Raw genomic sequence first — 13,226 nt, forward strand, 5'->3', positions numbered from 1 at the left:
TGGCGCGCTGCGGTTCCCCTGGGACGAGGGAGGGACGAAGGCCTCGGCTACACTCCGCCGGTGCGCGACTGGCGATAGGCGCGGCCCCTCCTTGCGAGGCGAGCCGGCGCTGACGTGGATGACCACTGGGAAGCGCACCGCCCGCGGCTGGAGCCGGGGCGATCAGCCGTTCGCCTGGGCAGCCCTTGCCGGATCCGACGCCGCAAGGTCCCTCTTCTTCGAAGGACTGCCATGTACCAACGCAATATCCTGGTCCCAGAGACCGATCCCGAGCTGTACGCCGCCATCGTCGCCGAGACGCAGCGCCAGGAAGACCACATCGAGCTGATCGCCAGCGAGAACTACGCCTCGCCGGCCGTGATGGCCGCCCAGGGCTCGCAGCTCACCAACAAGTACGCCGAAGGCTATCCGGGCAAGCGCTACTACGGTGGCTGCGAATATGTCGACGTCGCCGAGCAGCTGGCCATCGACCGCATCAAGCAACTCTTCGGCGCCGACGCCGCCAACGTGCAGCCGCACTGCGGCGCCTCCGCCAACGAGGCCGTGTTCCTGGCCTTCCTCAAGCCAGGCGACACCATCATGGGCATGAGCCTGGCCGAAGGCGGCCACCTCACCCACGGCATGCCGCTGAACATGTCAGGCAAGTGGTTCAACGTCGTCTCGTACGGCCTGAACGACAAGGAAGAGATCGACTACGACGCGATGGAGCGCAAGGCCCACGAATCGAAGCCAAAGCTCATCGTGGCCGGCGCCTCTGCCTACAGCCTGCGCATCGACTTCGAGCGCTTCGCCAAGGTGGCCAAGGACGTCGGCGCCATCTTCATGGTCGACATGGCCCACTATGCCGGCCTGATCGCCGCGGGCGTGTACCCCAACCCTGTGCCCTATGCCGATGTGGTGACCTCCACCACCCACAAGAGCCTGCGCGGCCCGCGTGGCGGCTTCATCCTGATGAAGGCCGAGCACGAGAAGGCGATCAACAGCGCCATCTTCCCCGGCCTGCAGGGTGGCCCACTGATGCATGTGATCGCAGCCAAGGCGGTCGCCTTCAAGGAAGCGCTGACGCCCGAGTTCAAGGCCTACCAGCAGCAGGTGGTGAAGAACGCGCAGATCGTGGCCGAGACGCTGACCTCGCGCGGCCTGCGCATCGTGAGCGGCCGCACCGAGAGCCACGTGATGCTGGTCGACCTGCGCGCCAAGGGCATCACCGGCAAGGAAGCCGAGGCCGTGCTGGGCAGCGCCCACATGACCATCAACAAGAATGCGATCCCCAACGATCCCGAGAAGCCCTTCGTGACCAGCGGCGTGCGCGTTGGCACCCCTGCGATGACCACCCGCGGCTTCAAGGACGAGGAAGCCCGCGCCACGGCCCACCTGATTGCCGACGTGCTGGACAACCCGCGCGACGCCGCCAACATCGAAGCCGTGCGCGCCAAGGTTGCAGCACTCACCAGCCGCTTCCCGGTCTACCGCTGAAGCAGGCACGGCCGCATGAAATGCCCCTTCTGCGGCCACGCCGAGACGCAGGTCGTCGAGACCCGCATCTCGGAAGACGGTGACTTCGTGCGCCGCCGCCGTCAGTGCGGCGGCTGCGAGAAGCGCTTCACCACCTACGAGCGGCCAGACGTCAACTTCCCGGCGGTCGTCAAGAAGGACGGCAGCCGCGCCGACTACGACCCGGCCAAGGTGCGCGCCTCGATGATGCTCGCCCTGCGCAAGCGACCCGTGGGCGTGCAGCAGATCGACGAGGCGCTCATGCGCATCGAGCAGACGCTGCTGTCGGGCGGGCTGCGCGAGATCGAGTCGAGCAAGCTCGGCGAACTGGTCATGCACGAGCTGCAGCGGCTGGACAAGGTCGCCTACGTGCGCTTCGCCTCGGTGTACCGCAGCTTCGAGGACGTCGAAGAGTTCCGCCGGCTTTTGCGGGACATCTGACCGCCGCCGGCCTCCTGGGGCGGCAGCATGCCGATGCACGCCCGCAGCGTCGGCTCACCTTCCTTTCCCGACTCTCCCTGCCTGTCCGCTGATCGCCCCCGGCGGCACTCCCGTCGTGCATCGGTGCCTGGCGCATGGATGCGTCCCTAACATCCCGCGCTCGAACGGGAACGAGGGGGCGCACCATGCGAGGAAGGAACGCGCGATCGGCGCGGATGCGGGGCTTTTCGCTGGTCGAGGGGCTGATCTGTCTGGCCGTCATGCTGACGGCCGCCACGGTGGCCATGCCCAACGTGGCGCGCTGGCTGCGCGACTGGCAGAGCAGCCGTGCCAGCCAGGCCCTGCGCGAGAGCCTCGACCTCGCGCGCATCCACGCCCTGCGTTCCTCCGGCCGTGCCACGGTCTGCGTCAGCGCCGACGGCAACGGCTGCCTCGCCTCCTCGGACTGGAGCGCCGGCTGGATCGTCTTCGGCGACCGTGATGGCGACGGCGTGCGCGGCACGGACGAGCCGCTGATGCACGTCCAGCCGCGTCTGCCCGGGCTGCTGCGCATCGCGCCGGCCAGCGGCAGCGTCCAGCGCCTCGTGTTCCTGCCCAACGGCCTGCTGAACAGCACGCCGACCAGCCTCGCGATCACCTCGAGCCATCCCGAAGTGCCGGTGCGCAAGCTGGTGCTCAACCGCATCGGCCGTGCGCGGGTGACGACCGGATCGTGAGGGTGGCCGCCATCGCGCCTCGCCGCCGCGCCCTGGGCTTTTCGCTGCTCGAAGTGCTCGTCGCGCTGATGCTCCTGGCCGGTGCCGCCCTGGGTGGGGCGCGGCTGGCCGCACGCACCTACCAGCAACTGCAGGCCACCCAGCAACGGGCGGCCGCCCTCCTCCTCGCGCAGGACCATGCCGAACGCGCCCGCATGAATCCCAGGGGCCTGCAGGAGGGGCGCTATGCGCTCGGCCTCGATCAGCCACCGCCTGCAGCCGCCGCACCCGCAGCCGACCTGGCCGACGCCGCGGAGGCCGCGCGGCGGGTCGCAGCGCTGGACCAGCGCAACCTCCTCACGACGGCGGCCGCCCAACTGCCCCAGGCTCGTGCGCAGGTGAAGACCACCCAGGACAACGGCGCCCAGGTGCTGCAGGTCTGGCTGGTCTGGTGGACCGCCGGCGCGGCAGCCGAGGACGGGCTGGGTGCCGCCAACCAGGCCGACTGCCCGGCCGAACTGGGCAAGCCTGCCCCCGAACAGGCCTGCCTCTTCCAGCGCTTCGCCCTCTGATGCCATCGGAACACCGTCGACACGCGCGGCGCCGGCAGGCCGGCACCAGCCTCGTCGAGTTGCTGCTGTCCTCCGCCATCGGCCTTGCCCTCGTGCTTCTGGCGGTCCAGGTCTACGTGATCACCGGCCAGCCGGTACGCCGCGTCGCGGCGCAGGTGCAACTCCACAGCGACGGCGCGATGACCCTGCAACTGCTGGCCCAGCAGATGCGGCTCGCCGGCTTGTCGGAGCTCGACGACCAGGGCACGCCGCATTTCCAGGGCCTCGCCGTGCGAGGCTGCGCAGGCGCCTTTTCCGATACGGGCGCCGCCTTCGACGCACTGGCCTGCAAGGCGCCCACCGGCGATGCGCGGCCGCACGCCTTCGCGATCCGGCATCAGGCAGACGTCCATGTCACGGTGCCGGTGGGCACCGACCAGCCGTCCAACTGCGTGCTGGAGGGCATCGCCGCCTGGGCCACGTCCAGCTCGGACGGCGCCTTGCGCTACGCGCTGGCCGACCAGCGCTACTTCATCGAGCCGGACGATGACGGCGTGCCCACGCTGTACTGTCGCGGCATGCGCGACGCGGGCGTGATGGGCAGCAAGCAGGCCCTCGCCAGCCAGGTCGAGGACATGCGCGTGCTCTACGCCGTGACCCGCCTTCCCGACGGCAGCGAACCGCAGTCGGCGCAGGTCACAGCCTATGTGCGGGCCGACGATGCCGCGCTGGGCGCCACCGCCGAGCGCTGGCGGCGCGTGATCGGCATGAGCCTGTGCATCGTCGTGCGCAGCGCCTCGCCGGTGGCAGGCGCCCAGCAGACGCCGGAGTCCTACCTCGATTGCGACGGCGAGCCGCAGCAGGCCCTGGACGGACGGCTGCGGCGCAGCTTTCGCACCACGGTCTTCTTCCGTGCCCTGCGGCCTGCACTGGACGCGGGAACCTCCTCATGAAGCGCCGCAGTCGCCAGGCACCCCGCGCGCGGCATCTGGCCGAGCGAGGGCAGGCCCTCGTGGTCCTGATGCTGCTCCTGCCTGCGCTGACAGCGGCCACCGCCCTGGCGGTGCGGGGCGCCATCACCGCCGCCCGGCAGTTGCAGGCCCAGCAGACCAGTGCGCAGGCTCAGGAGGCCGCCAGCCTCGCCCTGCGCCAATGCGAAGCGCTGGTCATGGCAACCCTCGCCCCCGATGCAGCCGATCCGCGAACCGTCGCCGTGACCGCCGCCCAGGCCGAGCAGACCTGGAACCGGCTGTCTGCCTGGCGCCCGGGCGCCTCCGGCCTGCGCACCGCCGCCGTCGCTGGACCCGACGGCCGCAGCCTGGGGGCGGGGCAATGCCTGTTCCAGCGGCTCGCGGACGGCGCGCAGGGCCTGCGCTTCGTGGTCACGGCACGGGGTCTCTCGGCCGATGCGCAGGTCTCGGCGCAGACCGGCATGCTGCTCGACGGTGCCGAGGCCTGGCAGCAGGCGGTGCTTCGCAAGGCCGCCGACCCTTGCCAGGGCGCGGGCGCGCCGTCCACCCCGACCTGCGCGCCCCCAGGCTGGACGCGCCGCTGGCGCACGTTGATCACCCCTCCCGCCGCCAACCCCGGATGAAACGTTCTGCCCCGCGCCGGCCACCCACCGGCTTCTCGCTGATCGAGCTGCTGGCGGCCCTGGCCATCGCCACGCTGCTCGCCGCCATCGCGCTGCCGGCCTACCAGGAGCACGTGCGACGCACTCATCGCGCGGCGGCCCAGTTGGCCCTCATGGAGGCCGAGCATCATCTGCATCGCTACCACGCCGCCCGCCTGAGCTTTGCGGGCGCGGCCATGCCGGACGCCCTGACCCGCGTGCCCGCCACCGGCGCTGCCGTCTATCGCCTGACGCTGACGCTCGACGCCAGCCAGCCGCAGCGCTTCACACTGGCCGCCACGCCCACGGGCGCCATGCAGGGCGACCGCTGCGGCACGCTGTCCGTCGACCAGACCGGCCGTCGCACGATCAGCAACAATGCCGCGGACACCCTGCCGAGCGACTGCTTCAAAGCCTCATGAGCGACCTCCCCGTCCTGCCACCCCTGCCCGACCACGACCTCACCTGGATGGCCCGGGCGCTGGACCTGGCCTCGGGCGCGGTCGGCCTGTCCGATCCCAACCCCCGCGTCGGCTGTGTGATCGTGGCCGAGGACGGCACGGTGCTGGGACAGGGCCACACCCAGCAGGCCGGCGGGCCTCATGCCGAAGTGATGGCGCTGCGCGATGCCCAGGCGCGCGGCCATGCCGTCAAGGGCGCCACCGCCTATGTGACGCTCGAGCCCTGCAGCCACCACGGCCGCACGCCGCCCTGCTGCGATGCGCTGGTGGCGGCCGGCGTGGGCCGAGTCGTGGCGGCGCTACAGGACCCGAACCCCCAGGTCGCCGGCCGCGGCATGGCGCGCCTGCGCGCGGCGGGCATCGACGCCCGCCTGCTCGACGCCGCCAGCGAGCCGGCCCAGGGCGCCCGCGCCCTCAACATCGGCTTTTTCAGCCGCATGGTGCGCGCCAAGCCCTGGGTCCGCCTCAAGACCGCCGCCTCGCTGGACGGCAAGACCGCCCTGCCCGACGGCACCAGCCAATGGATCACCGGCGAGGCCGCCCGCGCCGACGGCCACCGGTGGCGGGCCCGCGCCGCCGCCCTGCTCACCGGCGCCGGTACCGTGCTGGACGACGACCCCCGGCTGGACGTGCGCGGCCTGACCATCGCCCGCCAACCCACGCTGGTGGTGGTGGACAGCCGCCTGCAGACCCCGCTGGACGCCCGGCTGTTCGCGGCCGAGCGGCCGGTCTGGTTCTACGCGGCAGCGCCGGAGGACGCGCGAGCCGACGCGCTGCAGGCCCGCGGCGCCCACCTGACGCGCATGGCCGACACCCAGGGCAAGGTCGACCTCGCCGCGATGCTGGCCGACCTGGCCCGGCGCGAGATCAACGAGCTGCATGTGGAAGCCGGCCACAAGCTCGCCGGCTCGCTGTTGCGGGCCGGGCTGGTCGACGAGCTGCTGGTCTACCTCGCGCCCAAGCTCATCGGCGAGGGGCTGGACATGTTCCACCGGCCCACGCCCACCAGCCCGCTGGCCTCGCTGGCGGACGCGCCGGCGTGGGTGTTCCACGACGTGCAGCGCATCGGCGAGGACCTGCGCATCGTCGCCCGTCCGGCCGGCCGCGACGCGTTTTGACCCAGCGCGCGGTCCGCGCCTCGCCAGTCTGCGAAAATGGCGAGCTATGTTCACCGGCATCATCACCGGCATGGGGCGCATCGCCGCCGTCCATGACCTCGGAAGCTCCTCTCTTCACGGCAAGCGGCTGGACATCGAGGCGCCTGCCGGCTATCTGGACGACGTCGGCCTCGGCGACAGCATCGCCCTCAACGGCGCCTGCATGACGGTCACCTCGCTCGACCCGGCCGCCTCGCGCTTCACCATCGACATCTCCGCCGAATCGCTGGCCAAGACCGCTGGCCTCGGCCAGTCGGGCACCACCCTCAACCTCGAGAAGGCCCTGCGTCCGCAGGACCGGCTCGGCGGCCACATCGTCTCGGGCCACGTGGACGGCATCGGCCGCGTCAGCCGCTTCGAGTCGCAGGGCGAGAGCTGGAACCTGCGCATCCTGGCCCCCGCCGCGCTCGGCCGCTTCATGGCCTACAAGGGCTCGGTCACGGTCAACGGCGTGAGCCTGACGGTCAACACCGTCGAGGACCATGCCGAGGGCTGCGAGATCGGCATCAACCTCATCCCCCACACCGTCGAGCACACCACGCTGGGCCTGCTCAACGCCGGCAGCCAGGTCAACCTGGAGATCGACACCGTGGCCCGTTACGTGGAGCGCATGCTGCAGGCCGGCACCGCGGTCTCCGGCACCTCCTCCCTCGCACCATGAGCGCTTCCATCAGTTCCCTGCCCACCGCGGCCGTCACGCCCGCCCCCATCTCGCCGGTCGAGGAGATCGTCGAGGAGATCCGCGCCGGCCGCATGGTCATCCTCGTGGACGAGGAAGACCGCGAGAACGAAGGCGACATCGTCATCGCCGCCGACCACATCACGCCCGAGAGCATCAACTTCATGGCCCGCCATGCGCGCGGCCTGATCTGCCTGACGCTGTCGCGCGAGATGTGCGAGCGCCTGAACCTGCCGCCCATGGTGGCGCGCAACGGCGCCAAGCATTCCACGGCCTTCACCGTCTCGATCGAGGCGGCCGAGGGCGTGACCACCGGCATCTCCGCCGCCGACCGCGCGCGCACCGTGCAGGCCGCCGTGGCGCCGGACGCCCGCGCGAGCGACCTGGTGCAGCCCGGCCACATCTTCCCGCTGCAGGCCGTCGACGGCGGCGTGCTGATGCGCGCCGGCCACACCGAAGCCGGCTCCGACCTCGCCCGCATGGCCGGCTGCTCGCCCGCGTCCGTCATCTGCGAGGTGATGAACGACGACGGCACCATGGCCCGCCTGCCCGACCTGCAGCGCTTCGCCGCCGAGCATGGGCTGAAGATCGGCACCATCGCCGCGCTGATCGAATACCGCAGCCGCCACGAGTCGCTGGTGCAGCGCGTCGGCAGCCGCGAGGTGCAGACGGCCCACGGCCCCTTCCAGCTGCATGCCTTCCGCGACCAGCCCAGCGGCGGCTTCCACCTGGCCCTGGTGCGTGGCGAATGGCAGGCGGACGAGGCCGTGCCGGTGCGCGTGCACGAGCCGCTGTCGGTGCTCGACCTGATCGAGCTGCACCGCCCCATGCACACCTGGAGCCTCGATGCGGCGCTCGCCCACATCGCCGGTGCCGGCAAGGGTGTGGCGGTGCTGCTGAACTGCGGCGAAAGCGCGGCCGACCTGCTGGCCCAGTTCGAAGGCACGGCGCGCCCCGCCCAGGCCCCCGAGCGCGGCCGCATGGACCTGCGCAGCTACGGCGTGGGCGTGCAGATCCTGCGCGAATGCGGCATCCAGAAGATGCTCCTGATGGGCAAGCCCCGCCGCATGCCCAGCCTGGTGGCGGGCTACGGCGTCGAGATTGCCGGCTACGTGACCAAATGACCCCGGAGCGGCACCGGCCGCTCCAACCCCATAAAAAAGAATCCTCATGCTCAACGCCAACAAGGGAGCGGTCGGCCCGCTCGACGGACGCGGCCTTCGCATCGGCATCGTCCAGGCCCGCTTCAACGAAGACATCACCAATGCGCTGGCCGAGGCCTGCCTGGCCGAGCTGGCCCGGCTGAACGTGCAGCCGGCCGACATCGAACATGTGCTCGTGCCCGGCGCGCTGGAAGTGCCGCTGGCCCTGCAGGCCATGGCGCACCGCGGCGGTTTCGATGCGCTGGTGGCGCTGGGCTGCATCATCCGCGGCGAGACCTACCACTTCGAGCTGGTGGCCAATGAATCCGGCGCCGGCGTCACGCGCGTGGGGCTGGACCACCGCCTGCCCATCGCCAACGCGATCCTCACCACCGAGGACCTGCCGCAGGCCATCGCCCGCCAGACCGACAAGGGCCGCGATGCGGCCACTGTCGCCGTGGAGATGGCCCGGCTGGTGCAGCGCATCGGAGGCCAGGCATGAGCAGCACCCAACCGCCCGAGGACGCCCCGCTGACCGGCACCGAACTGCCGGCCGAAGGCGAGGTCCGCCCGGTGGCTCCAGCGGCCGGCGCCAAGCCCGGCACCAAATCCAACGGCGTGCGCAAGGCTTCGGCCAAGTCGGCCCGCACGCGGGCGCGCGAATTCGCCGTGCAGGCGCTCTACCAGCATCTGGTGGGCCGCAACGACGCATCGGCCATCGACGCCTTCACCCGCGACCTCTCGGGCTTCCACAAGGCCGATTCGGCCCATTACGACGCCCTGCTGCACGGTTGCGTGAATGAGGCCGCCGAGCTGGACGCGCTGATCGTGCCGCTGCTGGACCGCAAGCTCGAAGAGATCTCGCCGATCGAGCATGCCGTGATGTGGATCGGCGCCTACGAATTCCGCCATTGCGCCGACGTGCCCTGGCGCGTGGTCATCAACGAATGCATCGAGCTCGCCAAGGAGTTCGGTGGCACCGACGGCCACAAGTACGTCAACGGCGTGCTGGGTGGCCTGGCGCCGCAGTTGCGCGCGCCCGAGGTCGAAGCCGACCGCGCCTCCGGCAAGGCGCGATGAGCATCGCCACGCCCCTGCGCATTGCCCGCCGGGCCGAGCGCATCGAGCCCTTCTTCGTCATGGAAGTGGCCAAGGCCGCCAGCGCACTGGCGCGCGAGGCCGCCGCCGGCAGCCAGCCGATGCTCTACCTGAACATCGGCGAGCCCGACTTCACCGCACCGCCACTGGTGCAGGAAGCCGCCGCCCGCGCCGTCTCGGCCGGCCGCACGCAGTACACACCCGCGGTGGGCATCGACGCGCTGCGCGAGCGCATCAGCGGCTGGTATGCCCAGCGCTTCGGCCTCGACGTGCCGGCACGACGTATCGTGGTCACGGCCGGTGCCTCGGCCGCGCTGCAGCTGGCCTGCCTGGCGCTGATCGAGGCCGGCGACGAGATCCTCATGCCGGACCCGAGCTACCCCTGCAACCGGCATTTCGTGAGCGCCGCCGAGGGGCGCGCGGTGCTGCTGCCGACCACGGCGGAAGGCCGCTTCCAGCTCACGGCCGAGCAGGTGAAGGGCGCGTGGAACGAACGCACGCGCGGCGTGCTGCTGGCCTCGCCCTCCAACCCGACCGGCACGTCCATCCCGCTGGACGAACTGCGCCGCATCCACGAAGTGGTCAAGGCCCACAACGGCATCACGCTGGTGGACGAGATCTACCTGGGCCTGAGCTACGGCGCCGCCCTGGGCGACGCCGCCGAGGCCGATGCCCGCTTCGGCCACAGCGCACTCGCCATCGACGACAACGTCATCAGCATCAACAGCTTCAGCAAGTACTTCAGCATGACCGGCTGGCGCCTGGGCTGGCTGGTGGTACCCGAGGCGCTGGTGCCGGTGGTCGAGCGGCTGGCGCAGAACCTGTTCATCTGCGCCAGCGCCATCGCCCAGCAGGCGGCGCTGGCCTGCTTCGAGCCCGAGAGCATCGCCGAGTACGAACGCCGCCGCGCCGAGTTCAAGGCCCGCCGCGACTGGTTCATCCCACAGCTCGAATCGCTGGGCCTGCCTGTGCCGGTGGTGCCCGACGGCGCCTTCTATGCGTGGGCCGACTGCAGCGAATTCGCGCGCCATCTTGGCATTTCCGGCCCCGAGACAAGCTGGGACTTCACCTTCGAGCTGATGAAGCGCGCCCATGTCACCGTGGCACCAGGCCGTGACTTCGGCACCGACCAGACGGGCCGCTTCATCCGCTTTTCCACCGCCAACGCCCTGCCCCAGCTCGAAGAGGCGGTCACCCGCCTGCGCGCACTCGTCCGATGAACCGCTTCACCCACGACATCCGCGTCTACTGGGAAGACACCGACGCAGGCGGCATCGTCTTCTACGCCAACTATCTCAAGTTCATGGAGCGCGCCCGCACCGAGTGGCTGCGCGCCATGGGCGTTCAGCAGCAGCTGCTGCGCGACGAGACGGGCGGCATGTTCGTCGTCACCGACACCCAGGTGCGCTATCAGCGCCCGGCGCGACTCGACGACCTGCTGTGCGTCTCGGCCGAACTCAAGCACATGGGCCAGGCGTCCATCACGCTCTCACAGCAGGTGGTACTGGCCGCCGACCCCGCGTACAGGCTGGCCGAAGGCACCATCCGCATCGGCTGGGTCGAGGCGGCGACGCTGCGCCCGCTGCGCATGCCGGCCACGTTGCTGGGAACCCTCGAACGCCATCGCGCTCCATCCAACGCATAACCACACCGAAGAACATGAACCAGGATATGTCCATCGTTTCCCTCATCCTGCAGGCGAGCATCGTCGTGCAGTTCGTGATGGCGCTGCTGGCCTGCGTGTCGGTGGCCAGCTGGGCCGCCATCATCCGCAAGTTCTTCGCCCTGCGACGCATGCGTGCGCTCAACGACGAGTTCGAGCGCGAGTTCTGGTCGGGCTCCAGCCTGAACGAGCTCTACGCCGCTGCCGCGCAGAACGCCAAGCTGGCCGGCCCCATGGAGCGCATCTTCGCCTCCGGCATGCGCGAGTACCAGAAGCTGCGCGAGCGCCGGATCGGCGATGCCAGCACGCTGCTGGACGGCACCCGCCGCGCCATGCGCGCCAGCTTCCAGCGCGAAATGGACGCGGCCGAATCCAACCTGTCCTTCCTGGCCACCGTCGGCTCGGTCAGCCCCTACGTGGGCCTGTTCGGCACCGTGTGGGGCATCATGCATGCCTTCACCGGCCTGTCGACCATGACGCAGGTGACGCTGTCCACCGTGGCCCCCGGCATCGCCGAGGCGCTGGTGGCGACGGCCATCGGCCTGTTCGCCGCCATCCCGGCGGTGGTCGGCTACAACCGCTTCGCCCGCGACATCGACAAGGTCGCGATCGCGCTGGAGACCTTCACCGAAGAGTTCTCCAACATCCTGCAGCGCAACCTGTCCACCGCGCCCGCCGCCACCGCGGCCGGTCACTGAACCGCACGGAGAGCCAAGCATGCCCGCCGTCGCCTCCCGCGGCCGAGGTCGCCGCACGATCAACGAGATCAACATGGTCCCGTTCATCGACGTGATGCTGGTGCTGCTGATCATCTTCATGGTCACGGCGCCGCTGATCACGCCGAGCGTCATCAACCTGCCCACGGTCGACAAGGCCAACCGCCAGCCCGACAAGCCCCTGGAAGTCACGATCAAGAGCGACGACGTGATCGAGTTCAAGAAGGACCCGAGCTCCGGCTCCTCCGGCCTGCAGGTGCCCATGAACCAGATCGGCCAGGCCGTGAAGGCCGCCCAGAACGGCGACGACCAGCGCCCCGTGGTCATCAGCGCCGACAAGTCGGTCAAGTACGAGACGGTGGTGAAGGCCATGAACCAGCTCAAGCGGGCCGGCATCGAACGCGTGGGCCTGTCGGTGCAGGCCACCGGCAGCGGCCGCTGAGCGGCCCCGCGAGGACCCCGCCCCGATGTCCCTGGCTTCCGAACGCTCAGAGTTCAATCCCCCCCCGCAGCGCGGCACGGTGCGCGCCGTGGTGCTGGCCCTGCTCGCCCACGCGCTGCTGATCGCAGCCCTTACCTGGGGCGTACGCTGGAAGCGCGAAGGCGACGACGAGCCGGTCGAGGCCGAGATCTGGTCGTCTACCGTGCAGCAGGCACGGCAGAACGTGACGCCCACGCCACCGCCACCGCCGCCCCCGGCTCCGGCACCCACACCCGCACCACCGCCGCCGCCCCCTCCCCCCCCGCCGCCGGCCCCGGCGGTCGCGCCCACGCCACCACCGCCCAAGGCGCCAGACATCGCCCTGGAGCGTGAGCGCAAGCAGCGCGAATTGCAGGCGCAGCGCGAGGAGGAAGAGCGCCAAGCCGAGAAGAAACGCCAGCAGGACGCGCAGCGCAAGGCCGAGCAGGACCGCAAGGAACAGGAAGCCCGCAAGCGCGAGCAGGAAGAAGACCGCCGCCAGAAGGAACAGCAGCGCCTGGCCGATCAGAAGAAGCAGGAGCAGGCCGAGAAGGCAGCCGCCGACAAGGCCGCTGCACAGAAGGCTGCCGCGGCCGAGAAAGCTGCGGCCGACAAGCGCGCGAAGGACGCAGCCGCCGCACGCGCTGCCGCCCTGGAGAAGGAGCGGCAGGACAACATCCGGCGCATGCTGGGCCAGGCCAACGGCGGTGCCGATCAGTCCAGCGGGCCGCGTTCGGGCAAGGGCAATGGCAGCGGCGGTGTGTCCGCCGGCTACCTGGGCCGCGTGGCCGCGCTGATCAAGCGCAACGTGGTCTTCGACCCCAACTCGGTGGCCGGCAACCCGGCGGTCGAAATCCAGATCCAGACTTCGCCGGACGGCACCATCGTCGGCACGCCGCGCGTCACCAAGTCCAGCGGCAACCCGTCCTGGGACGATGCCGCGGTGCGCGCCGTCCAGCGCGCAGAGGTCATGCCGCGCGACACGGATGGCCGGGTGCCCTCCCCGTTCCCGATCATCGTGATGCGCCCCAAGGACTTCTGAGTTCGCGCGCTCGCC

General features: G+C 70.6%; 17 protein-coding genes and 1 riboswitch. All 17 genes read left to right on the top strand.

Annotated elements, in window-relative coordinates; all coding sequences use genetic code 11:
• The first annotated feature begins 54 nt into the window (after positions 1-54).
• Positions 55-187: riboswitch (ZMP/ZTP riboswitch) on the top strand.
• A gap of 44 nt (positions 188-231) precedes the next feature.
• Positions 232-1,476, top strand: coding sequence for a serine hydroxymethyltransferase (gene glyA / locus ABIC63_RS02825; protein ID WP_354318623.1), 1,245 nt, complete (start codon positions 232-234; stop codon positions 1,474-1,476).
• A gap of 15 nt (positions 1,477-1,491) precedes the next feature.
• The gene (gene nrdR, locus ABIC63_RS02830; protein ID WP_017759788.1) at positions 1,492-1,935 is read left to right on the top strand and encodes a transcriptional regulator NrdR; all 444 of its coding nucleotides are present in this window, start codon (positions 1,492-1,494) and stop codon (positions 1,933-1,935) included.
• Between the two features lie 215 nt (positions 1,936-2,150).
• Entirely contained in the window at positions 2,151-2,651 is a 501-nt protein-coding gene (locus ABIC63_RS02835; protein WP_294369338.1) for a GspH/FimT family pseudopilin, read from the top strand.
• Between the two features lie 2 nt (positions 2,652-2,653).
• Positions 2,654-3,202 carry a type IV pilus modification protein PilV gene (gene pilV / locus ABIC63_RS02840; protein ID WP_294369339.1) on the top strand — a complete coding sequence of 183 codons (549 nt, stop codon included), beginning with the start codon at positions 2,654-2,656 and terminating at the stop codon, positions 3,200-3,202.
• Positions 3,202-4,134 carry a PilW family protein gene (locus ABIC63_RS02845; protein WP_354318624.1) on the top strand — a complete coding sequence of 311 codons (933 nt, stop codon included), beginning with the start codon at positions 3,202-3,204 and terminating at the stop codon, positions 4,132-4,134. Before pilV ends, ABIC63_RS02845 begins: the two co-directional genes overlap by 1 nt.
• Positions 4,131-4,775 carry a hypothetical protein gene (locus ABIC63_RS02850; protein ID WP_354318625.1) on the top strand — a complete coding sequence of 215 codons (645 nt, stop codon included), beginning with the start codon at positions 4,131-4,133 and terminating at the stop codon, positions 4,773-4,775. The genes ABIC63_RS02845 and ABIC63_RS02850 overlap by 4 nt, the downstream gene beginning before the upstream one ends.
• Positions 4,772-5,215 (top strand): type IV pilin protein, encoded by a 444-nt coding sequence (locus tag ABIC63_RS02855; protein ID WP_354318626.1) that lies wholly within the window; start codon positions 4,772-4,774, stop codon positions 5,213-5,215. Before ABIC63_RS02850 ends, ABIC63_RS02855 begins: the two co-directional genes overlap by 4 nt.
• Positions 5,212-6,372: a bifunctional diaminohydroxyphosphoribosylaminopyrimidine deaminase/5-amino-6-(5-phosphoribosylamino)uracil reductase RibD gene (gene ribD / locus ABIC63_RS02860; protein WP_354318627.1), complete on the top strand. Its 1,161-nt coding sequence runs from the start codon at positions 5,212-5,214 to the stop codon at positions 6,370-6,372. Before ABIC63_RS02855 ends, ribD begins: the two co-directional genes overlap by 4 nt.
• A 46-nt stretch (positions 6,373-6,418) precedes the next feature.
• Positions 6,419-7,072, top strand: coding sequence for a riboflavin synthase (locus tag ABIC63_RS02865; RefSeq protein ID WP_354318628.1), 654 nt, complete (start codon positions 6,419-6,421; stop codon positions 7,070-7,072).
• Complete coding sequence (gene ribBA / locus ABIC63_RS02870) at positions 7,069-8,214, top strand: bifunctional 3,4-dihydroxy-2-butanone-4-phosphate synthase/GTP cyclohydrolase II (RefSeq protein ID WP_354318629.1); 1,146 nt, start codon at positions 7,069-7,071, stop codon at positions 8,212-8,214. The genes ABIC63_RS02865 and ribBA overlap by 4 nt, the downstream gene beginning before the upstream one ends.
• A 46-nt stretch (positions 8,215-8,260) precedes the next feature.
• Positions 8,261-8,734, top strand: a complete 474-nt coding sequence (ribH, locus tag ABIC63_RS02875; protein ID WP_294369360.1) for a 6,7-dimethyl-8-ribityllumazine synthase — start codon at positions 8,261-8,263, stop codon at positions 8,732-8,734.
• Positions 8,731-9,312, top strand: a complete 582-nt coding sequence (nusB, locus tag ABIC63_RS02880) for a transcription antitermination factor NusB (RefSeq protein WP_234192216.1) — start codon at positions 8,731-8,733, stop codon at positions 9,310-9,312. The genes ribH and nusB overlap by 4 nt, the downstream gene beginning before the upstream one ends.
• A 14-nt stretch (positions 9,313-9,326) precedes the next feature.
• The gene (locus ABIC63_RS02885; protein WP_354318828.1) at positions 9,327-10,550 is read left to right on the top strand and encodes a pyridoxal phosphate-dependent aminotransferase; all 1,224 of its coding nucleotides are present in this window, start codon (positions 9,327-9,329) and stop codon (positions 10,548-10,550) included.
• The gene (gene ybgC, locus ABIC63_RS02890; protein WP_354318630.1) at positions 10,547-10,975 is read left to right on the top strand and encodes a tol-pal system-associated acyl-CoA thioesterase; all 429 of its coding nucleotides are present in this window, start codon (positions 10,547-10,549) and stop codon (positions 10,973-10,975) included. The genes ABIC63_RS02885 and ybgC overlap by 4 nt, the downstream gene beginning before the upstream one ends.
• A 14-nt stretch (positions 10,976-10,989) precedes the next feature.
• Complete coding sequence (gene tolQ, locus ABIC63_RS02895) at positions 10,990-11,691, top strand: protein TolQ (protein WP_294369367.1); 702 nt, start codon at positions 10,990-10,992, stop codon at positions 11,689-11,691.
• Positions 11,692-11,710: 19 nt separating this feature from the next.
• The gene (locus tag ABIC63_RS02900) at positions 11,711-12,151 is read left to right on the top strand and encodes an ExbD/TolR family protein (protein WP_234192219.1); all 441 of its coding nucleotides are present in this window, start codon (positions 11,711-11,713) and stop codon (positions 12,149-12,151) included.
• 25 nt (positions 12,152-12,176) lie between these two features.
• The gene (tolA, locus tag ABIC63_RS02905; RefSeq protein ID WP_294369375.1) at positions 12,177-13,211 is read left to right on the top strand and encodes a cell envelope integrity protein TolA; all 1,035 of its coding nucleotides are present in this window, start codon (positions 12,177-12,179) and stop codon (positions 13,209-13,211) included.
• The last annotated feature ends 15 nt before the right edge of the window (positions 13,212-13,226 follow it).

The organism is Pseudacidovorax sp. 1753 (assembly GCF_040544975.1).
Classification (GTDB): domain Bacteria; phylum Pseudomonadota; class Gammaproteobacteria; order Burkholderiales; family Burkholderiaceae_C; genus Xenophilus.

What these genes read in the sequence shown, in the direction of transcription:
- ABIC63_RS02835 (WP_294369338.1), top strand. Translation starts at nt 2,151, where the DNA reads ATGCGGGGCTTTTCGCTGGTCGAGGGGCTGATCTGTCTGGCCGTCATG.
- ABIC63_RS02850 (WP_354318625.1), top strand. Translation starts at nt 4,131, where the DNA reads ATGAAGCGCCGCAGTCGCCAGGCACCCCGCGCGCGGCATCTGGCCGAG.
- nusB (WP_234192216.1), top strand. Translation starts at nt 8,731, where the DNA reads ATGAGCAGCACCCAACCGCCCGAGGACGCCCCGCTGACCGGCACCGAA.
- ybgC (WP_354318630.1), top strand. Translation starts at nt 10,547, where the DNA reads ATGAACCGCTTCACCCACGACATCCGCGTCTACTGGGAAGACACCGAC.
- ABIC63_RS02900 (WP_234192219.1), top strand. Translation starts at nt 11,711, where the DNA reads ATGCCCGCCGTCGCCTCCCGCGGCCGAGGTCGCCGCACGATCAACGAG.
- nrdR (WP_017759788.1), top strand. Translation starts at nt 1,492, where the DNA reads ATGAAATGCCCCTTCTGCGGCCACGCCGAGACGCAGGTCGTCGAGACC.
- ribH (WP_294369360.1), top strand. Translation starts at nt 8,261, where the DNA reads ATGCTCAACGCCAACAAGGGAGCGGTCGGCCCGCTCGACGGACGCGGC.
- tolA (WP_294369375.1), top strand. Translation starts at nt 12,177, where the DNA reads ATGTCCCTGGCTTCCGAACGCTCAGAGTTCAATCCCCCCCCGCAGCGC.
- ABIC63_RS02855 (WP_354318626.1), top strand. Translation starts at nt 4,772, where the DNA reads ATGAAACGTTCTGCCCCGCGCCGGCCACCCACCGGCTTCTCGCTGATC.
- ribD (WP_354318627.1), top strand. Translation starts at nt 5,212, where the DNA reads ATGAGCGACCTCCCCGTCCTGCCACCCCTGCCCGACCACGACCTCACC.
- glyA (WP_354318623.1), top strand. Translation starts at nt 232, where the DNA reads ATGTACCAACGCAATATCCTGGTCCCAGAGACCGATCCCGAGCTGTAC.
- ABIC63_RS02845 (WP_354318624.1), top strand. Translation starts at nt 3,202, where the DNA reads ATGCCATCGGAACACCGTCGACACGCGCGGCGCCGGCAGGCCGGCACC.
- ribBA (WP_354318629.1), top strand. Translation starts at nt 7,069, where the DNA reads ATGAGCGCTTCCATCAGTTCCCTGCCCACCGCGGCCGTCACGCCCGCC.
- tolQ (WP_294369367.1), top strand. Translation starts at nt 10,990, where the DNA reads ATGAACCAGGATATGTCCATCGTTTCCCTCATCCTGCAGGCGAGCATC.
- ABIC63_RS02865 (WP_354318628.1), top strand. Translation starts at nt 6,419, where the DNA reads ATGTTCACCGGCATCATCACCGGCATGGGGCGCATCGCCGCCGTCCAT.